An 18,001-nucleotide genomic window follows, 5' to 3' on the forward strand; every position below is an offset into this window, starting at 1 on the left:
CGTTAAAATTCGGCAGACTTTGGCGTACGGGGAAAGGGAATAACGTCGCGCAAATTTGCCATACCGGTTACATAGCGCAAAAGACGTTCAAAGCCTAAGCCGAAGCCCGAATGAACGACGCTTCCGTATTTGCGCAAGTCCAAGTACCACCGATAGTCTTCGGGATTTAAGCCCAATTCCTTTATGCGCGACAAAAGCACGTCGTAGTTTTCTTCGCGCTGCGAGCCGCCGATTATTTCTCCGATGCCGGGAACCAGCACGTCAACTGCGCGCACGGTTTTGCCGTCGTCATTCAATTTCATGTAAAAGGCTTTGATGTCTTTGGGATAGTCGTACACCATTACAGGCTTGTTAAACAGCTGTTCGGTTAAAAAGCGTTCATGTTCGGTTTGCAGATCGCAACCCCAAAACGCTTTGAACTCAAAGCGGCCGTTGTTTTTTTCAAGCTCTTTGACGGCGTCGGTATAGCTTATGCGCTTAAAATCCGATGAAGCGACTTTTTTTAGCGTATCGATGAGCCCCTTTTGAATGCGCGCGTCAAAAAACGCCATATCTTCGCTGCATTTTGTAAGCGCCCAATTCACCAGATATTTGATAAAGTCTTCCGCCAAGTCCATGTCGTCGTCGAGGTCAAAAAAAGCCATTTCCGGCTCTATCATCCAAAATTCAGCCAAATGACGCGGCGTGTTCGAGTTTTCCGCACGGAAAGTGGGACCGAAAGTGTAGACGCGCGAAAGGGCGGTTGCCCACGCTTCCGCTTCCAATTGTCCGGACACCGTTAAGTTTGCACTTTTGCCGAAAAAATCTTTGGTGTAATCCACGAGTTCTGCGGCTTTTTCGGCTTTCATTCCTTTTGCACCGGCGATGATGCCTGCTTCTGCAATCTTTTTTAAATCGAGTGTGGTTACTTGAAACATTTCGCCTGCGCCTTCGGCATCGCTTGCCGTGATAATCGGCGTGTGTACGTAGTTAAAGCCGCGCTCTTGAAAAAAGGTATGAACGGCAAACGCCATTTGGTTTCTCATGCGCCCTACCGCGCCGAACGCGTTGGTGCGCGGTCTTAAGTGGGCGATTTCGCGCAGGAATTCAAAACTGTGGCCTTTTTTTTGTAAGGGGTAGGTTTCCGCGCTCGCTTCTCCGAGCACGTCTATGCACTCGAGCGCAACTTCAACAGCCTGCCCCGAAGCGGGCGAGGGTATGAGTTTTCCCGAAGCGTGAACCGAAGCTCCGGTCGTTATTTTTTTCAGTTCGTTTTCAATGAGTTTGCAAGCGCCGTGCTCTATGCCGTGCATCGACGCGTTTTGGTTTGCGCTTGTGCTTTCGCGGTCGAAGGTTAGCTGAATCGAAGCGAAGCACGAGCCGTCGTTTACTTCGATAAAGCACAGATTTTTCGAATCACGTTTGGTGCGCACCCAGCCGTATATGTCTACGGTTTTTCCGTCAGGTTTTGAAACAAGAATATCTTTAATCAATGTATGCTGCATAGCATAGTCATATCACCTTTTGCGCTTTTCTTCAAGGCGCCTTCTTCTCTTTGCTTCCCTTGCTAAAACTCAAAAGCGTGCTATACTGTAGTTATGGATAACAAAAAAAACGGAAAGCGCTGCTATACGCTGTCTTGCGGTGTTCGCATACCGAAAATCGGTTTCGGCACATACAAAGCCGCAGAGGGCGGCACGTCAAAGATAATCGCTCAAGCGATTGAAGCCGGTTATCGCTGTTTCGATACGGCATCTTTTTATAAAACCGAAAAACACCTTGCCGACGCGGTAGAAAAAAGCGGAATTGAGCGAAAGGATTTTTTTTATATTTCAAAATTGTGGAAAACCGACATGGGGCGCAAGAAAACAAAGGCTGCGTTTGAAAAAACGCTTTCGGCACTGCGCACCGATTACCTCGACTTATACCTTATCCATTGGCCGCTTCCGTTCATTCCTTGCCCCGATTGGGAAAAACTCGATGTTGAAACGTGGAGTGTTATGGAAGAACTTGTTGCACAGGGGCGTATACGGGCAATCGGTTTAAGCAATTTTTTGCCGCATCATATTGAAAACATTGTACGCAATTGTAATATTATGCCTGCAGTAAATCAAATAGAATTTCACCCGGGCTATACGCAAGAAAGCACCGTGCGCTATTGCAAGCGAATGGGCATACGGGTTTTGGCGTGGAGCCCCATAGGCAGAACCCGTATGCTTAACGATTCTTTAATTGTTTCGCTTTCGCAAAAATACCGGGTAAGCCCCGCTCAAATTTGTTTACGCTTTGCCGTGCAAAGGGGTATTATTCCCGTTCCAAAAGCGTCGTCCGTTGAACGCATAAAAGAAAACCTTAATTTGTGGTCTTTTAAAATAGATGTGCAGGATATGCAGCGTTTGGAAAGCATGCCCCCGGCGGGCTGGTCGGGCGAACACCCCGACCGGGAACGCGTGTATTTTACTTAAAACTGTGCGTGTATCGCGGTTTTACCCGACCGGTGCGGATGCACGGTTTTTAAACTTTACCTGCGTTTTCCGAACAAGCGCAGCAAAGACAAAAAGATATTTATAAAATCAAGGTACAATTCCAGTGCACCGATAACTGCGATCTTTTTGAAATTATCGCTTCCGTCGGCATATACCGAAATATTCATCAGTTTTTGAGTATCGTATGCGGTTAAACCGGTAAATACGACAACGGCAAGAATGGAAATAATCCAATCGAGCGAAGAAGAGCGCAGCAAAAGGTTTAATACCGAAGCGATGATAATTCCTATCAGCCCCATCAGCAAGTACCGTCCTGCCGAACGCAAATCGCTTTTTGTTTTAACTCCGTATAAACTCATACCGCCGAACATTAAAGCGCTTACTACAAACACTTTTGCAACGGCGTTCGGAGTGTACTGCAAAAAGATTGCCGAAAGAGTAATACCGTTAAACACCGAATAAGCGATAAAAGCGGTAAATGCCGTTGTGCTGCTCATTTTGCGGATTCCGGCTGAAAGCCAAAAAACCAAAGCAAACTCTCCGATAATCAAAGCGAAAAATACGATCGGATTACCGAATATCAAGCGGAGCATAAAGGTGCTATGAGCCGTTACAAAAGCTGCCGCGCCGCTTATAGCGAGCGCCAGTACCATCCAGCCGTATACGCCGCTTATAAACTTGCGCCGTACATCTTCATTTGCCTGTTTAAGGCTGATTGTTTGAGTTGAATTATCCATACTTAAAAGTTAACTCCCTTTAGTCTTTGTGTCAAGTTTATTTTTCAGCGGAAACTCCGCTTTCGGTTAAATCGGTAATGCCGTTCATCGAAGAAACTCCGTTGTCGGCGCTTTGACCGGGTTCGTTTGCGCTCATACTTTCATCGGCGTCGGCGGTTTTGTCATTTTCGTTTTCTTTTGCCGTAAGCTCTTCTTCGCTGCGGTCAAAGACGGCGCGTAAATCGCTTGAAGCAAGCAATACTGCTTCGTCTTTGTCGATCCGTATGTACGTTTGTGCCGATGTTTCGGCAGTTTTTCCGATGTACAAGGTGCGAAGTGTTTTTCCGTTTTTAGCTGCCGTTACCGTTATAAGGTTTTTTTCATCAAAGCCGAAACGTTCGGCAGCCGTTTTTTGCCGGCTTTCCGCCGAAACGGTTCCCAAAACGCGCACTTTTTGCACATTGTCGGCAATGCGCTCCGATACATAGCTTTCGGCTTTTACATTTTCGGCTAAAAACCATTCGCCGTCTTTTTTAGACAGCGTATACGAACTGCCGTCTGCTTTTACTACGCTTATAAGATCCGCTTGTTCTTTGAGCACAAGATCGCGTACCGCATTTTTTCCCGAGCGTATCAATTGAAACGTATAGGTAAGCGCTAAAACTGCAATAACCGCCAGTAAAATTATTTTTCGTGTATTCATATTAGCGATCCTCCGTGTGCGCGTTCAAATAATGATTGCGTATTTTTCTTTTGCGTCTGCTTTTTGCATGCCATACTAAAAAGCCGGCAATAACCGTAAAAAGCGGCAAGCCGTATTGATTTATAATTTTTGCCAAAGCCGCCTTTGCTGCAGTTGTTTTGTTTAATGCGTTAAGCGAAAGCCCTTTGGTGCGCATGGCACACAGCTGTTCGTTTCCATTCAAATAATCGATTGCATTACGGTCGAACATGGCGATAGCTTGAGAACCGCTGTCGTCATTGATAAGCATACCGGTGGTGATTTTTGACGAGCCTGCAAAAAAGAAACGTCCTTTTTGTAAGCTGTGTGTAAGGTGCACTTTTTGTGCCGTTGTACCGCCTGTCGGCGTGCCGGCGTCGCTCATAGCAGTATCCGTTTCAACCGGTTTATCGAATGCGCTTTTAAAAGAGCCTTCAGCTATAAGGGCAAGATTTTCTTCTTTCATATCGGTTTTTGCCGGGGGAAAAATATATGAGGGATTTAATACACTGATGTCTTTTTGTACCCACGCTTCTTTACTTGTTTTTGCCAAAACGGTAATGCTGCGCTCAGGATTTTCAAAACCGTCAAGAAGCTTTACCGCGCCGCTTTGCAAAAACAGTACGTATGAAAGATTTGCCGAAATCGGGTGTTTTTTGTTCATACCGCTTTGATACAACAAAGGTGCGTAGTAAAAGTTTGTTTTACCGTTTGCCGTGTTTGAAACATAACACTGCGTGTCCATGACATAGCCTTCACCCAATTCAAAACCGTATGCACCGAGCAGTTTTTCCAAACCGGTTTCGTTTTTTTCGTACGTCGGCGGCATACCGTAGTACATTGCCGTTTGATCCTGTTTTTCGATATACGGGTCTAAAAACAAAGCGATGTTTCCGCCGCGCAGCAAAAACTGATCTATTTTATATAGTTCGGCATCGCTGAATTTTTCTACCGGACCATTTATAACGAGCGTTGATATATTTGGGCTTATGTCCTTTTCGCTCAAATTCAATTCTTTAAACGTGTACCAATCGGATGAATACGCAACAAAGTTTGCCGCTCCGTTTTGCGCATCGTACAAACCGCGTTCGCCGTGTCCGGTTACATAGCCGATGTCTGCAGAACGCGCCGTTAAAGCTGTTAAGCTTTCGCTGAGGCTTTGCTCCATATCGTCCAAGCCTGTAATAACATAGCCTCCGAACAGTGTATTGCTCATTTGCAGCGGTACAAGGCGGAATGCTTCGCCGTATTCCAATACCAATCCTATAACGCCCTTTCCTTCAGAGCCGTCTTTTTCTGTCCAGCCGACGGTTTGTAAACCGTATTTTTCGCTCAATGCTTGAATTTCGCTTTGTGCCGGCTCTTTTTCGCTGTACGTTATGCGTCCTTCATTTTTTTCGTTAAGCGAAGAAAATGCATTTTGTACCGACGATTTAATGGAAGAAAATCCTTTAATGTTAAAATCGGCGAGGCGCGGACTTATATATAAGGTAAGAGATACTTGCCCTTTTAATCCGGAAAGCGTATTCACCGCATTTATCATTTGTACCATTTTGGAAGTTAATTTATATTCCAAACCTTCCGATGAAGTTACTCCGTCGATGGTTTCTATGCAGTCGGCATAGGTTAAAACAATGCCCATCCATACGCTTTTAAAACCGACTTCATTGTCTTTTACTTCCTGTATTTGCGCTTGCGACAGCCGGTACGCGCTTGCCAAAGATTGGTTTTCGCTTTGGTCCATATCGAAGCGTTCCCACGAAAAGTATTTGTTACCCGCGCCGGAGTACTCGGTTAATAAATCGGTAACGTATGTTGCCGTTCCGTTGTACGGGGAGGGCAGGTTTGACGAAAAAAACACTTTTACCGAAAGCGGCTGTTCCAGTGTTTTTACGACTTGTTTGCTCGCTTGCGACAAAGAATAAGATTTGGGCGCGGTTGCATCGAGCCGAAAAAAGCTTCGTGCACTTACCAAGTTTAAAAGTACCAGTGCGATAATAAACAGTAAAAAATCGCTTTTAGGGCTTTTAAGATACCGTAAAAAGTTTTTCATTATGCCGCCCTCCGTGAATCGACGGTTTTAACCGTCAGCGTTAAAAATAAAGCAGTCAGCGATATAAAGTACACTACGTCGCGGCTGTCGATAATACCGCGTGAAATCGACGTAAAGTGGCTTCCCGCCGATAAAAACTGCAAAAAACCTACAACCGGTGCCGGTAAAAAAATCAAAAATTGGTCGATTAAAGCAAGCGCAATACATAAAGCAAAACCTGCAAAAAAAGCAACGATTTGATTTTTAGTAAGGGCTGAAGCAAAAAGTCCTACTGCACAAAAAGCTGCCGTTAAAAAAAGCGCTCCGATATAACCGCACACAAGCGGGCCTATATCAAGCGAACCGAAAAAAGATGCGGTAACGGCGTATACGACGGTCGGTAAAAGCATAATCGCGCCGAACAAAACGGCGGCGCCGAATTTACCTGCGACTACGTCGAAAGAGGTAACCGGAAGCGTCATTAAAGTTTCCAAACTGCCGGTTTTGCGCTCTTCGGCAAACAGTTTCATAGTAACGGCGGGAATAAAAAACGACAAAAGCATGGGCAGGTTGGTAAAAAACTGACGCAATTCCGCGCGGTTTGCCAAAAAAAATACTGCAAAAAATAAAAATCCGGAAAACAGCAAAAATAAACCGATTACGATATATGCGGTTGCTCCGGCAAAATAAGCGGCTAATTCGCGTTTTGCAATAACCGTTTTGGTATTCATGCTTCACCTCCCGTAGTCAGCGTGCGGAACACTTGTTCAAGGCTGTTGCGCTTTAACGACAATTCGTACAATTTCCAGCCGTTTTTGGCAACGATTTCGGCGGCTTGCGGACGGATTTCCGTGTCCGGTTTAAGCGCAACTCGTACGGCGCATACACCGGCGTTTTGCGGAAAAGAGAATTCGTCGTCGTGTACGTCGATTCCGTTAACTTCAAGTACTCCTTGAAGTTGCGAAAACGCGTTTGTCAATTCTTTTTGCGTTGTTCCGGCTGCCGCAATGCACAGATTTGCGCCGCTTCCGTAACGGCTGCGCAGCTGTGAGGTGGGGCTGTCGGCGGCAATTTTTCCGTGCGAAATGATGATAACCCTGTCGCACAGCATTTCCACTTCGCCCAAAATATGCGTAGAAATAATAACCGTTCTGGTTTTACCAATTTCTTTTATCAGGGAACGCACTTCACCGATTTGATTGGGGTCCAAACCGCTGGTCGGTTCGTCTAAAATAAGGATTTCAGGATCGTTCATAAGCGCGTGGGCAAGTCCGACTCTTTGACGGTATCCGCGCGAAAGTTCGCTGATGTTTTTGTGCATTACTTCGGCTAAGCCGCAAGAGGCGCACAAAGCTTCGGTTTTTTTTACCGGATCTACGCCTTGCATGCGGGCAACATATTCCAAATAGTCTTGCACAATCATGTCGCCGTACAGCGGGGCGGATTCGGGCATATAGCCTATTTTACGCTTTGATGCTTTTTCGTCGCTGCGTATGTCTTGTCCGTCGATGGTAATGCTTCCTTCGTCTTGCGCAAGGAAACCGGTAATCATCCGCATGGTTGTCGTTTTCCCCGCTCCATTCGGTCCTAAAAGTCCGACGATTTCGCCGGTTTTAATCGAAAAACCGATGTCGTCTACCGCTTTAAAAGAACCGAAAGAACGGGAAACATGCGCCAGTTCAATCATAATATTCTCCTCAATAATATATAAATACTAAATGTTTACGAATGGTTATGGTAACAATTCCGCGCTGTTTGGTAAAGTGCGTGTGAGCGCCATTGGCGGCTCCTGGGTGATGCTGCCGTGCCGTAGCGTCGCCCGAACTGTGCGCGGCGGGTTCGCTTCCGTACAGTAGCGTCGCTTGTTTTGCTTACTCTTTCCACAGCTTCTTCTTTATGTTATAGTTATGCTATGGGTGTGAAACAAGAAAAAAAAGATGCAAAAACCGCCGTATACGACGAATCCAAAATAAAAACGCTCAGTTCGCTTGAGCACATACGGCTTCGTACCGGTATGTATATCGGGCGGCTGGGCGACGGCTCAAATCAAAACGACGGTATTTACATACTGCTTAAAGAAGTTATAGACAATGCGGTAGACGAATTCATTATGGGCAACGGTAAACGCGTCGACGTGGAAGTAAAAGAAGGGCGCGTAAAAGTGCGCGATTACGGGCGCGGTATTCCTTTGGGAAAATTGGTTGACTGCGTATCCGTTATAAACACCGGAGCCAAGTATAACAGCGAAGTGTTTCAGTTTTCGGTCGGCTTAAACGGTGTGGGTACAAAGGCGGTGAACGCGCTGTCTTCTTTTTTTAGAGTAGTGTCCGTGCGCGAAGGCAAAGCTGCCGAAGCGGTGTTTGAGCGCGGAAAACTGAAAAGCAATAAAACGATTCAAGCAAAACCGGAAACAAAACCGGGCACGTATGTGGAATTTGTGCCGGATACGCAAGTGTTCGGCGAATATGCGTTTAATATGGAATTTGTTGAGCGCAGGCTGTGGAACTATGCGTATTTAAACGCAGGGCTTACTTTAGTATGCAACGGTATTAAATATGTCAGCGAAAAAGGTCTTTTGGATTTATTGTCCAACGAACTTGAAGGCGAAAGTTTATATCCGGTAGGCTATTATAAAGGTAAACAAATTGAATTTTCGTTTACCCATTCAAACGCGTACGGAGAAAATTCTTTTTCGTTTGTAAACGGACAATTTACTTCGGACGGCGGCACGCATTTATCGGCATTTAAAGAAGGTTTTGTAAAAGGCGTAAACGAATTTTACCGTAAAAACTACAAAAGCGAAGACGTGCGCGAAGGAATGGCTGCCGCCGTTGCGGTAAAAATTCAAGAGCCGATATTCGAAAGCCAAACAAAAAACAAACTCGGCAACACCGACGTAAAAGGCTGGATTGTAAACGAAACAAAAGCCGCCGTCGACGATTGGCTGCACCGCAACCCGGAAACGGCAAAAGCTCTGGAATTAAAAATTACGGCAAACGAAAAATTGCGTACGGAATTAAATACCGTAAAAAAAGAAGCAAAAGAAGCGGCAAAAAAAATTGCGCTTAAAATCCCCAAACTTAAAGACTGCAAGTATCATACTGAAGACGGCGCCAAAGGCGAAAATACGATGATATTTTTAACCGAGGGCGATTCGGCTGCAGGCTCTTTAGTCGGAAGCCGCGATGCAATGACGCAGGCAATATTCAGTTTGCGCGGCAAGCCCGAAAATATGTACGGTAAAAAAAGAACGGACATTTATAAAAATGCGGAACTGTACAATTTGATGATGGCGCTCGGTATAGAAAACGACACCGAAGGTTTGCGTTACGGTAAAATCGTTATTGCAACCGATGCCGATAACGACGGTTTTCATATCCGAAACCTTTTGCTCACTTTCTTTTTAGGCTATTTTGAAGAATTGGTAACCGGACAGCGCGTTTTTATTTTGGAAACACCGCTGTTCCGCGTGCGCAATAAAAAAGAAACGCGCTATTGTTACAGCGAAGCCGAGCGCGACGAAGCCGTCAGCTTACTTGGAAATGCGGCGGAAGTAACCCGTTTTAAAGGTTTGGGAGAAATAAGCCCTACGGAATTCGGACAGTTTATCGGAGACGATATGCGCTTGGTGCCGGTAGAAGTGCAAACGCTTAAAAACGTTCCGCGTTTATTGGAGTTTTATATGGGTAAAAATACTCCGCAGCGCCGCGATTTTATTGTTCACAATTTGCTTGAGCAAATAGACGCTTAAGCTTTACTAAAGGATTACTATGGCTTACGTAAAAAATATATTCGACAAAAACTTTTTGGAATATGCAAGCTACGTTATCCGCGACCGCGCAATTCCCGATTTGGAAGACGGGTTAAAACCGGTTCAGCGGCGCGTTTTGCATACCCTTTTTGAAATGGACGACGGTAAATTCCACAAAGTGGCAAACGTTGTCGGCCAGTGTATGAAATACCACCCGCACGGAGATGCTTCCATTTACGGGGCATTGGTTGTGCTTGCCAATAAAGATTTGTTTATAGACCGGCAGGGGAACTTCGGCAATTTGTACACCGGAGACGGAGCTTCGGCTGCGCGTTATATAGAATGCCGCTGTACCCGTTTGGGAAAAGATATTTTGTACAATCCGGCTATTTCAAACTATGTGCCGTCTTACGACGGACGCGGTAAAGAGCCGTCGGTATTTAGAGCAAAGCTGCCCTTAGCGCTTGTTTTGGGAGCCGAAGGTATTGCAGTCGGTATGTCTACCCGTATTTTAAGCCACAATATCCGCGAAGTAATAGAAGCCGAAAAAGCTTGTTTAACGGGTAAAAATTTTGCGCTGTATCCGGATTTTCCCACCGGCGGTTTAATCGACGTTTCCGAATATCAAGACGGATTGGGAAAAATCATCACACGTGCAAAATTGGATACCTCGGATCCCAAACGTATTGTTATTACCGAACTGCCTGCAGGAAGCAATACCGAAACCCTTATGCAATCCATAGAAACTGCAGCAAAAAGCGGAAAAGTTAAAATCGCTTCCATTAACGATTTTACCACCGATAAAGTTGAAATTGAAATAAAATTGCAGCGCGGAGTGTACTCAAAAGAAGTTGAAGATGCGCTGTTTGCGTTTACCGATTGCGAACAATCCATTTCCTGCAATTTACTCGTTATAAAAGACAATATGCCGCAAGTGATGACGGTAACCGATGTAATAAAACACCATGCAAAGCAGCTTGTCGGCATTTTAAAAGACGAATTGCAATTGGAAAAAGCGAATTTAACCGACCGGTTGCATTTACGCACCCTTGAGCGCATTTTTATAGAAGAACGCATTTACAAAAAAATAGAACAAATGAAAACGGCGGAAACGGTTGTAAAAGCTGTTATTGCAGGATTTAAACCGTTTGCCGCAGAGCTTATCCGTCCGGTAACGGAAGAAGACGTCGATACGCTTTTGAAAATACCTATCCGGCGCATATCGTTATACGATATACAAAAAAACCGCCAAGAAGTGCAGGAAATAAACGAGCGGCTTAAAGAAATTGCCAAATTGCTTAAAAATTTAACCGCGTATGCGGTAAGCTGGCTTGACGGAATTCTTGCAAAATTGGACGAAGATAAAGCTGTGCGCAAAACAAAGATTACCGATTTTAACCAAGTGGATGTGCGCGAAGTCGTTAAAAAAGATACCGCCCTGCGCTACGATTCCAAAACGGGGTATTTGGGAACTGCCGTTTCAACCGGAACTGAATTGTTTAAAGTGTCGCCCTACGACCGTATTGTAGTGTTAAGAAAAAGCGGCGTGTACACGGTGTGCGATGTGCCGGATAAATTGTTTGTGGATACGGGCATGTGGTATTGCGGTTCTTCGGAAAAAGAAGAGCTTTCCAAAGTTTTATTTACGCTTATTTTCCGCGACCCTAAAACAAAGTTTTGCTTTATAAAAAGATGCCGTATCGGGCAGTTTATATTAAACCGCGATTATTTGATTGTTCCGGAAGGAATGCAGCTTTTGTATGTAAGCACTAAAGCCGATTTTTCTTTTACGCTTATGTATACAAAAAAACCGCGCGTAAAGATTTTGCAAGAAACGTTTAAAGCTTCCGATTACGAAGAAAAAGGTTTAAAATCTATCGGTGTGCGGCTGAGCTCCCGTGAAACGGAAAAAATCGTCGTGACAAAAAAAGCTCAAGCAAAAGACATTCAGGATGTGTAAAGCGGGGAAAGAGTATGAAGTCGGTAAAAAAATTACTGCGTAACATAAGCGTGTGCAGCGCGCGCCATTTGCCCAAACTGGCTTTGGCTATGCTGGTAATGACGCTTATTTCTTACTTTTTTTTAGCTTTTGCGGTAACCCCCTTTGCTGCAGTTGTTGCTTCTAATGCTTCGTCCATGCGCCTTTTGGCTGCGGTGGGCTTTTCGGCGTTTGCAGTGTCCGTTTTAAACACCGTTTTACAATACGGTTTTTTTGTACTGACGCTTTTATTGTATACCGGAAAGCGCGCCGTGCTCGGTCATTTGTTTACCGGATTTCGCGATTTTAAAAGAGCTCTTACAGCTGCTTTGTTTTTTATGCTACTGTATGCCGTTTTTACCTTTGCGCTGGTATTTGCACTCGGCGCTGCCGGCTCCCGATTGCTTTCTAACACGGATTTTTCGCAATTGCTTCAAAACGCGGCGGAAAACTCTTTTTCTTCCGAGCGAACATCCCTGCTGCTTGCAATCGGTATTGCTTTAGTACTTTCGTTTGTTGTTTTTGCTTTAATTTATTTACGTTACGGTTTTACGTGGTTTTTTTTATACGAAAACTCCTCGCTTTCGGTGCGTCAAGCGCTGCGCAAAAGCGCTGTCTTTGCCAAAGCTCAGCGTATGCGCTTTTTTGTGCTGTGCGTAAAAAGCTGCTGGCGTTATGCGCTTTGTGCGCTTCTTCTAACGGCGCTTTCGTTCGGTATTACCGGTGCCGCCTCGCATCCTTTTTTCCGCTCGCTGCAGCTGTTTGACCCGCTTTTTAGCATGGCAAGCACGCTGTGTTTGTACATCGCTGTTATCCGGGTATGCATTGCTTTTGCCGCTTTTTACGATGAACAATCGACAAATACGGTCGGCTCGAGCGGCTCGGGCAGCTTAAGTTCTGCCGGCATCGGGCTGAGCGACACGGATGACGGCGCACACAGCGGAACCGGGACGGGCGGCAGCCGTGAAAATCATACCGGCGCTTTACCGGAAAAAACGTGAAAGTTTTGCTTGCACCCGCTGCAGCCGAAATAACCGTAAAAAAATCGCGCTTTATAGCCGAAGCTTTTCCGGTAAAAACCCAAAGCGAAGTGCGTGCTATGCTTAAAGCGCAAAAACAAAAGTATGCGGATTCTTCCCACGTTGTGCACGCCTTTGTGCTCGGTCATGGTGCGCAAATCTGCGGAATGTCCGACGATGGGGAGCCTTCCGGTACTGCAGGGCGCCCCGTGCTGAATGTGCTTAAAGGTTTCGGCTGCAGCGATATTTTGCTGAGCGTAACGCGTTATTTCGGCGGCACGCTTTTAGGAACGGGCGGCTTGGTTAAAGCATACACGCAAGCGGCGCAAGCAGTGCTCGAAGATGCACAAACCGAAGAATTTGTTGAGCGAAGCGCGTTTGAATTAAACCTTTCATACCAAAATTACGAAGCTTGCCGCTTTTTATTTGAAAAATTTTGTATAACCGGATTGTGCGAAACGTTTGCCGAAACAGTTGTGTTAAGCGGCTTTGTACAAACGTCCTTAAAAAATGACTTTGAAAAAAAAATAAAGGATGTGTGCGCCGGCTCTCTTTTATAATTTTGCCGTGCGTAACTAATGTTAAAATCCATCCTTGCCTGTTTTTTACGTTCCGTGATAGTATATACATCATATTAAGGAGGAACCATGGCAGATAAATCTATGCGGCATGTAGAGCGGATAATCAAGATTATTTTAACGATTATCAGTTTGCTTTTTGCCTTTTTTCTTATTATGTTCGGTACGATTCTTTTGCGCGACATGGGTTCGTGGGGAGCAAAACCCGAATTGGAAGATTTTTTGGAGCGCGCAGGTGTTTCAGACATGGAAGCTGCCGTTGAAGAAGCGGAAAAAGAAGCCGATTTTATTGAAGACAGTTTGCAAACCAATCAAGCTGGATACGAAAATGCACTAAAGCTCTACCGTGAAGAAAAAAGCGTTTACGAAAATTGGCTGGCAACACGCGCAGTCTTAAAAGACAAAGAGCAAAACGCTGTTGTGCTTCAAAAAACGCGCCTTTTGGAATCGTACAAAGATTCTATGCGCAGTTGGTCAAATGCCGTTCAAAAAGATACGCAGCAGCTTAAAGAAAAAAAGAGTGAAATTGAATCGCTGCGCAAAAACGAAGATGATGCGCGCAGCAGTGCCCGTAAAGATTGGGATAAAGCTTATTCGATGTATAAACTGAAAATCTTTGCCGTGCGCTTGCTGTTCGTTTGCCCTCTTTTGGCTTTGGCAATTTTTTTGGTTATTAAATACCGCACCCGCAAATTCGCCGCCTTTATTTGGGGTTATACGGTGTTTGTACTGTGGGCATTCTTTTTCGGTTTAATACCGTATTTGCCCAGTTTCGGCGGCTATGTGCAATACGGCGTCGGCATATTGCTGACGGTTGTTGTCGGCTATTATGTTATAAAATATACGCAAAACTATGTGCGCGAAAAACAAGAGCAAGCGCGCTTGTCTTCCGAAGAGCGCAGCAAAAAGATTGCGGAAGCTGCTGCACTGCGCTCGTATACAATGCAAGTGTGTCCGTCGTGCGAGCATTCCTATATGCCGTCGGTTACCAAAGCTTCAACGCTGCCGAGTTTTTGCTCTCATTGCGGTTTGGAACTTTTTTCGCCCTGTAAAAGCTGCGGTGAAGTAAACTTTGTGCATTTTAATTTTTGCTGGAAATGCGGCGCCGACTTAAAGAAAAAAGAACAAAAACAAGGGTAAAAAAAACATTTTGTTTGATTATGCCGGAAGCCTAAAAAAGCGCGGCGCGGCTTTTTAGCTGCGCCGCTGCGCTTCACTTTGCTGCATGCTATTTTATATTTTTTATCTTTTCCGCTAAAAATAAATAATTTTTATATGCTTCTTTTACGTGCGGCATATCCAATTTTAAAGCGTCGCTAGGAAATTCGGTAAGAGATTGTGAGCGCAAAACTTCTCTGCGAAGCGTATTTACAAAAGTTCTAAAACTTTTATTTGTAATGCGGTTATATTCTATTGATTCAAGTTTGCTTTGACGATAAAATTCCCGTAAAACAGGATTTTTTATATTTTCTTTATCGTCGGCAAAAATCTCATCATATTTTAAATCAACTATTTTTCCTTTTTCGTATATAACTTCCAGACGTGTGCTTATGCCGCAATCATAGGGTTGCGTTATTCCTACATATCTTTTATCGCTCGCTTTTTCTTTAACTTCTTTCGCCATCTCTTTGAGCAAAGGAACAAAACCGTTTTTTGCACTGTTGGATGAACCGAACAAAGTTTTATAGTCAAGGTCCAATTTTTGATTTTTTAAAACTTGCCATTCCAAATAGCTCATGCCGTTTATAAGCGTAACCAAAGTGTAATTCGTTCTGGCATTTTTTGCTTGAAAAAAACCGTAGCCCGAACGGCGTTTTGTCTCTCCTGCCCATTCGGAAGCATAGTACGTAATAGGCGGTCTTTCATTCAGTTCTATATGCACTATCTCGTTATTATTAACCACGACTTCCGCGTAAGCTTCATAGCCGCCGTCAAAAACTTTTTTTCCGGAATAATAATCTCCTACGATAATTCCCTTGGGAGGCTGAACCGACCAGTACATAGCCTTGATTTTTTCCTGCCCCTCTTTGTTTTTTTTCTTTGCTATTTCCATAGCTTCTTTAACCTTAGGGTCCGCTTCCAATTCTTTGGCAGCTCCTTTTTTTCCGTCGTATTTTAATGTTTGGGAGTGATTTACCATGTCGGCGGCTGTTCTGGACGCTCCGCTCGATGCGTCGTAATCATACACTCTGCCGTTTATGACGATTTCCTTTGAGCTTTTATCGATATATTTATAATAATTCGGAGTGTAATTTATTTTTTCTTGTTTTTTATTATTACATACATAGTCATCCAAATTGATAAGTGTTTTCCATTTATCAACTTGGCTTACTGTCGGAGTCGATACTGCATCGATTTTCGTTGTCGCGCCCGTTTTAGCGTTTACTTTTGCGGGAGTTTCGGCGTTGGCTTTTAATGAAAACAATCCCAGCAGTAAAAAAAATTTTAAAAGGTTGTTTTTTCTTTTCATGGTTTTTCTCCTTTTCTTTGCATTTGGTTTGTGACGTATTTTAACAGATTTTTTCAATTAAGAGCAATATAGGCAGATTTCTGTTTTACCCAAAATACGCACTACTTGTAGCTTTTTATATTATACCGTACAATAAAACCGGAGCCAGTATGACGGAAAATCCGGATGTATTAAATACACAAGCTATAGACCTTGCTGCCAAGGGCGACTACGACGAAGCGATCGCCTGCTTTAAGCGGGCAATTTACATGGAAAATTCAAACCATCTTTTATGGTATAATTTAGGCATAACGTACCGCGATTCGGGCAATTTGAACGCGGCAAAGCAAGCGTTGTTAACAGCCTATGCTTTGGATGATACGGATCAAGAATTGTTGGAAAGTTTAACTTTGGTTTGTTTTGCGCTCGATGAAACCGACGATGCCTTTGAATACTGCTCCGAATCACTTGAGTTAAACGGCGAAAATGCGCGATCGTGGAATAATTTGGGGGTACTGTATTTTTCACGAAGCGAATATCAAAAAGCGGAAGAAGCGTTTGAGCAAGCGTTGAGTATATATCCGCATTATTACGATGCACTGTATAATTTGCGCGACACCTATGCCGAACTCGGCAATAAAACGGGAGAAGCCGAATGTACGCGCTTGCTGTCCGACATGCGTTCAAGCGGGAGTGTTATGCATGCGTGATACGGCTCAAGTGCTTGAAGTAAATCAAAACGGCAGCGTACTGGTAATGCCTTTTATAACGAATGCATGCATAAGCTGTACGAATTCCGGCTGCGGCAAGCGCGGCTCTCCTTTTACCGCAGCAAACCCGAACGGACTTCCGCTTGCACCAGGTATGACTGTGCGCATAAGTGCAAAAAAACGCTATCAAGCGCTGCAAGCTTTAACCGCACTGTGCGTACCGCTTGTGTGTGCCGCAGCCGGCTGGTTTGTGTCGGCAAAACTTGCCGTGTTTGCCGGAATGCGCGTGCACGAATGGGTGCATGCTTTAGGCGTGCTGGCGGGAATTTTTATACCTTCCGTTATTATCGCTTTGATAAGCCGATTTAAAAAGCCGGTGCACGGAGAAATAAGCGAAATCGTGTATTAGTACTTTAATGCAAGTTCGTTAATTTCTTTTGCCATATTGCTTAAAGATACTTGCTTTTGAACGCCGCCCATTTCCCATGCTACGCGCGGCATGCCGTATACGATGCATGATTCAGGGTCTTGTCCTAAAGTCCGCGCACCTTGTCTGCGCATTTCGGCTAGTTGAGCGGCGCCGTCTTTACCCATACCGGTCATAATAATGCCGAGGGCATTTGCCTGATAGGTTTTTGCAACCGATTCAAACAATACGTCGGCGGACGGACGGTGACCGTTTCGCGGTTCTTCGTCGCTTAAGTGTACAACCGAAGCAAGATTTTTCTTTTCGACAACAACATGGCGTCCGCCGGGCGCGATAAGAATTCTGCCTTTTTTTAATAAATCGCCCTCGGCAGCTTCTTTAACTTCCAAAGGACAAATATTGTTTAAGCTTGCCGCGAACTCGGCGGTAAAGCCTGCGGGCATGTGCTGTACGACAACTATCGGCTGACGCAAATCAGGCGAAAGACCTGCAAATACTTCGCGCAGCGCATTGGGGCCTCCGGTAGAAATACCGAAAGCTATAATATCTATGGGACCGCTTTCCCGAATCGGCTTTACGGGAACTATTTCTGCCGGAGTTTCTTTTGCAAACGAAGAAACCGGAGCGCTTTTGTTTTCAGAAGCGGCTTTTGCAGCAGAAAACAAACCGCCGGTGCGCTGCGCTTCTTGCGAAGCAGGCGCGGCAGCGGTAAAGCCCGGTAGCGGAACGTTTTTGCCGTGACGGCGTGCGTATGCGCCGCCGTAGCTTTTTACCATTTCCGCAAGCCGGTCGGCTACTTTTCCGATATCTTCAGAACCGGTGTCCGATGGTTTAAGCAAAAAGTCGCTTGCACCCAATTCCAAACATTCCATAGTAACGGCGGCGCCGCGGTGGGCAATGCTGGAAAGTATAACGACGGGAATATCGATTTTCCGCGCTTTACGTTCGCGCATAAATTCAACACCCGTCATAACCGGCATTTCAAGGTCTAAAATGATAACATCGGGATTGCAGCGTTCCAACTTTTCCAAAGCCATTTGACCGTCCATGGCTTTTCCCACAACAGTCATTCCCGGAACGGCATCAATCATCCGCGAAACAAGGTTGCGCATAAGCGCGGAATCGTCTACAACTAAAACAGCAATGTCATCCATA

The 18,001-nt window shown here is 44.9% G+C and carries 16 protein-coding genes; 8 read left to right on the forward strand and 8 right to left on the reverse strand.

Features of this window, described 5'->3' with window-relative positions; genetic code table 11:
- Window positions 1-2: 2 nt before the first annotated feature.
- Window positions 3-1,484, reverse strand: a complete 1,482-nt coding sequence (asnS, locus tag HMPREF9193_RS03835) for an asparagine--tRNA ligase (protein ID WP_021686756.1) — start codon at window positions 1,482-1,484, stop codon at window positions 3-5.
- A 93-nt stretch (window positions 1,485-1,577) separates the two neighbouring features.
- Here asnS and HMPREF9193_RS03840 point away from each other — a divergent pair, with 93 nt between their 5' ends.
- A complete protein-coding gene (locus HMPREF9193_RS03840) occupies window positions 1,578-2,444 on the forward strand; it encodes an aldo/keto reductase (RefSeq protein WP_021686757.1) in 867 nt (288 codons plus the stop codon).
- Between the two features lie 56 nt (window positions 2,445-2,500).
- On the opposite strand, the gene HMPREF9193_RS03845 is transcribed toward HMPREF9193_RS03840, so the two are convergent.
- The 5 genes from HMPREF9193_RS03845 to HMPREF9193_RS03865 are packed head-to-tail and all read right to left on the reverse strand — an operon-like array spanning window position 2,501 to window position 7,621.
- Window positions 2,501-3,202 carry a Bax inhibitor-1/YccA family protein gene (locus tag HMPREF9193_RS03845; RefSeq protein ID WP_021686758.1) on the reverse strand — a complete coding sequence of 234 codons (702 nt, stop codon included), beginning with the start codon at window positions 3,200-3,202 and terminating at the stop codon, window positions 2,501-2,503.
- A gap of 37 nt (window positions 3,203-3,239) precedes the next feature.
- Entirely contained in the window at window positions 3,240-3,884 is a 645-nt protein-coding gene (locus HMPREF9193_RS03850; protein ID WP_021686759.1) for a DUF4340 domain-containing protein, read from the reverse strand.
- A gap of 1 nt (window position 3,885) precedes the next feature.
- The gene (locus tag HMPREF9193_RS03855; protein ID WP_021686760.1) at window positions 3,886-5,955 is read right to left on the reverse strand and encodes a GldG family protein; all 2,070 of its coding nucleotides are present in this window, start codon (window positions 5,953-5,955) and stop codon (window positions 3,886-3,888) included.
- Entirely contained in the window at window positions 5,955-6,665 is a 711-nt protein-coding gene (locus HMPREF9193_RS03860) for an ABC transporter permease (RefSeq protein WP_021686761.1), read from the reverse strand. The genes HMPREF9193_RS03855 and HMPREF9193_RS03860 overlap by 1 nt, the downstream gene beginning before the upstream one ends.
- Window positions 6,662-7,621: an ABC transporter ATP-binding protein gene (locus HMPREF9193_RS03865; RefSeq protein ID WP_021686762.1), complete on the reverse strand. Its 960-nt coding sequence runs from the start codon at window positions 7,619-7,621 to the stop codon at window positions 6,662-6,664. Before HMPREF9193_RS03865 ends, HMPREF9193_RS03860 begins: the two co-directional genes overlap by 4 nt.
- 225 nt (window positions 7,622-7,846) lie before the next feature.
- Between HMPREF9193_RS03865 and HMPREF9193_RS03870 the strand changes: the two genes are divergently transcribed.
- From HMPREF9193_RS03870 to HMPREF9193_RS03890, 5 genes are all read left to right on the forward strand, one after another.
- Window positions 7,847-9,685 (forward strand): DNA topoisomerase IV subunit B, encoded by a 1,839-nt coding sequence (locus HMPREF9193_RS03870; RefSeq protein ID WP_021686763.1) that lies wholly within the window; start codon window positions 7,847-7,849, stop codon window positions 9,683-9,685.
- A 19-nt stretch (window positions 9,686-9,704) separates the two neighbouring features.
- Window positions 9,705-11,645, forward strand: coding sequence for a DNA topoisomerase IV subunit A (locus HMPREF9193_RS03875; protein WP_021686764.1), 1,941 nt, complete (start codon window positions 9,705-9,707; stop codon window positions 11,643-11,645).
- A 14-nt stretch (window positions 11,646-11,659) separates the two neighbouring features.
- On the forward strand, window positions 11,660-12,664 hold the full coding sequence (locus HMPREF9193_RS03880; RefSeq protein ID WP_021686765.1) for a hypothetical protein: 1,005 nt from the start codon (window positions 11,660-11,662) through the stop codon (window positions 12,662-12,664).
- Entirely contained in the window at window positions 12,661-13,242 is a 582-nt protein-coding gene (locus HMPREF9193_RS03885; RefSeq protein ID WP_021686766.1) for an IMPACT family protein, read from the forward strand. Before HMPREF9193_RS03880 ends, HMPREF9193_RS03885 begins: the two co-directional genes overlap by 4 nt.
- 87 nt (window positions 13,243-13,329) lie before the next feature.
- Window positions 13,330-14,400 carry a zinc ribbon domain-containing protein gene (locus HMPREF9193_RS03890; RefSeq protein ID WP_021686767.1) on the forward strand — a complete coding sequence of 357 codons (1,071 nt, stop codon included), beginning with the start codon at window positions 13,330-13,332 and terminating at the stop codon, window positions 14,398-14,400.
- A gap of 88 nt (window positions 14,401-14,488) precedes the next feature.
- Here the strand turns inward: HMPREF9193_RS03890 and HMPREF9193_RS03895 are convergent, their stop codons facing one another.
- A complete protein-coding gene (locus HMPREF9193_RS03895) occupies window positions 14,489-15,730 on the reverse strand; it encodes a hypothetical protein (RefSeq protein WP_021686768.1) in 1,242 nt (413 codons plus the stop codon).
- A 149-nt stretch (window positions 15,731-15,879) separates the two neighbouring features.
- On the opposite strand from HMPREF9193_RS03895, the gene HMPREF9193_RS03900 reads away from it, so the two are divergent.
- Both HMPREF9193_RS03900 and HMPREF9193_RS03905 read left to right on the forward strand, forming a co-directional pair.
- Complete coding sequence (locus HMPREF9193_RS03900) at window positions 15,880-16,419, forward strand: tetratricopeptide repeat protein (protein ID WP_021686769.1); 540 nt, start codon at window positions 15,880-15,882, stop codon at window positions 16,417-16,419.
- Window positions 16,412-16,828, forward strand: a complete 417-nt coding sequence (locus HMPREF9193_RS03905; RefSeq protein WP_021686770.1) for a SoxR reducing system RseC family protein — start codon at window positions 16,412-16,414, stop codon at window positions 16,826-16,828. Before HMPREF9193_RS03900 ends, HMPREF9193_RS03905 begins: the two co-directional genes overlap by 8 nt.
- On the opposite strand, the gene HMPREF9193_RS03910 is transcribed toward HMPREF9193_RS03905, so the two are convergent.
- Window positions 16,825-18,000, reverse strand: coding sequence for a protein-glutamate methylesterase/protein-glutamine glutaminase (locus HMPREF9193_RS03910; protein WP_021686771.1), 1,176 nt, complete (start codon window positions 17,998-18,000; stop codon window positions 16,825-16,827). The genes HMPREF9193_RS03905 and HMPREF9193_RS03910 overlap by 4 nt on opposite strands.
- Window position 18,001 lies beyond the last annotated feature (1 nt).

The organism is Treponema lecithinolyticum ATCC 700332 (genome assembly GCA_000468055.1).
GTDB classification, from domain to species: domain Bacteria; phylum Spirochaetota; class Spirochaetia; order Treponematales; family Treponemataceae; genus Treponema_C; species Treponema_C lecithinolyticum.

What these genes read in the sequence shown, in the direction of transcription:
- asnS (WP_021686756.1), bottom strand. Translation starts at nt 1,484, where the DNA reads ATGCAGCATACATTGATTAAAGATATTCTTGTTTCAAAACCTGACGGA.
- HMPREF9193_RS03840 (WP_021686757.1), top strand. Translation starts at nt 1,578, where the DNA reads ATGGATAACAAAAAAAACGGAAAGCGCTGCTATACGCTGTCTTGCGGT.
- HMPREF9193_RS03845 (WP_021686758.1), bottom strand. Translation starts at nt 3,202, where the DNA reads ATGGATAATTCAACTCAAACAATCAGCCTTAAACAGGCAAATGAAGAT.
- HMPREF9193_RS03850 (WP_021686759.1), bottom strand. Translation starts at nt 3,884, where the DNA reads ATGAATACACGAAAAATAATTTTACTGGCGGTTATTGCAGTTTTAGCG.
- HMPREF9193_RS03855 (WP_021686760.1), bottom strand. Translation starts at nt 5,955, where the DNA reads ATGAAAAACTTTTTACGGTATCTTAAAAGCCCTAAAAGCGATTTTTTA.
- HMPREF9193_RS03860 (WP_021686761.1), bottom strand. Translation starts at nt 6,665, where the DNA reads ATGAATACCAAAACGGTTATTGCAAAACGCGAATTAGCCGCTTATTTT.
- HMPREF9193_RS03865 (WP_021686762.1), bottom strand. Translation starts at nt 7,621, where the DNA reads ATGATTGAACTGGCGCATGTTTCCCGTTCTTTCGGTTCTTTTAAAGCG.
- HMPREF9193_RS03870 (WP_021686763.1), top strand. Translation starts at nt 7,847, where the DNA reads ATGGGTGTGAAACAAGAAAAAAAAGATGCAAAAACCGCCGTATACGAC.
- HMPREF9193_RS03875 (WP_021686764.1), top strand. Translation starts at nt 9,705, where the DNA reads ATGGCTTACGTAAAAAATATATTCGACAAAAACTTTTTGGAATATGCA.
- HMPREF9193_RS03880 (WP_021686765.1), top strand. Translation starts at nt 11,660, where the DNA reads ATGAAGTCGGTAAAAAAATTACTGCGTAACATAAGCGTGTGCAGCGCG.
- HMPREF9193_RS03890 (WP_021686767.1), top strand. Translation starts at nt 13,330, where the DNA reads ATGGCAGATAAATCTATGCGGCATGTAGAGCGGATAATCAAGATTATT.
- HMPREF9193_RS03895 (WP_021686768.1), bottom strand. Translation starts at nt 15,730, where the DNA reads ATGAAAAGAAAAAACAACCTTTTAAAATTTTTTTTACTGCTGGGATTG.
- HMPREF9193_RS03900 (WP_021686769.1), top strand. Translation starts at nt 15,880, where the DNA reads ATGACGGAAAATCCGGATGTATTAAATACACAAGCTATAGACCTTGCT.
- HMPREF9193_RS03905 (WP_021686770.1), top strand. Translation starts at nt 16,412, where the DNA reads ATGCGTGATACGGCTCAAGTGCTTGAAGTAAATCAAAACGGCAGCGTA.
- HMPREF9193_RS03910 (WP_021686771.1), bottom strand. Translation starts at nt 18,000, where the DNA reads ATGGATGACATTGCTGTTTTAGTTGTAGACGATTCCGCGCTTATGCGC.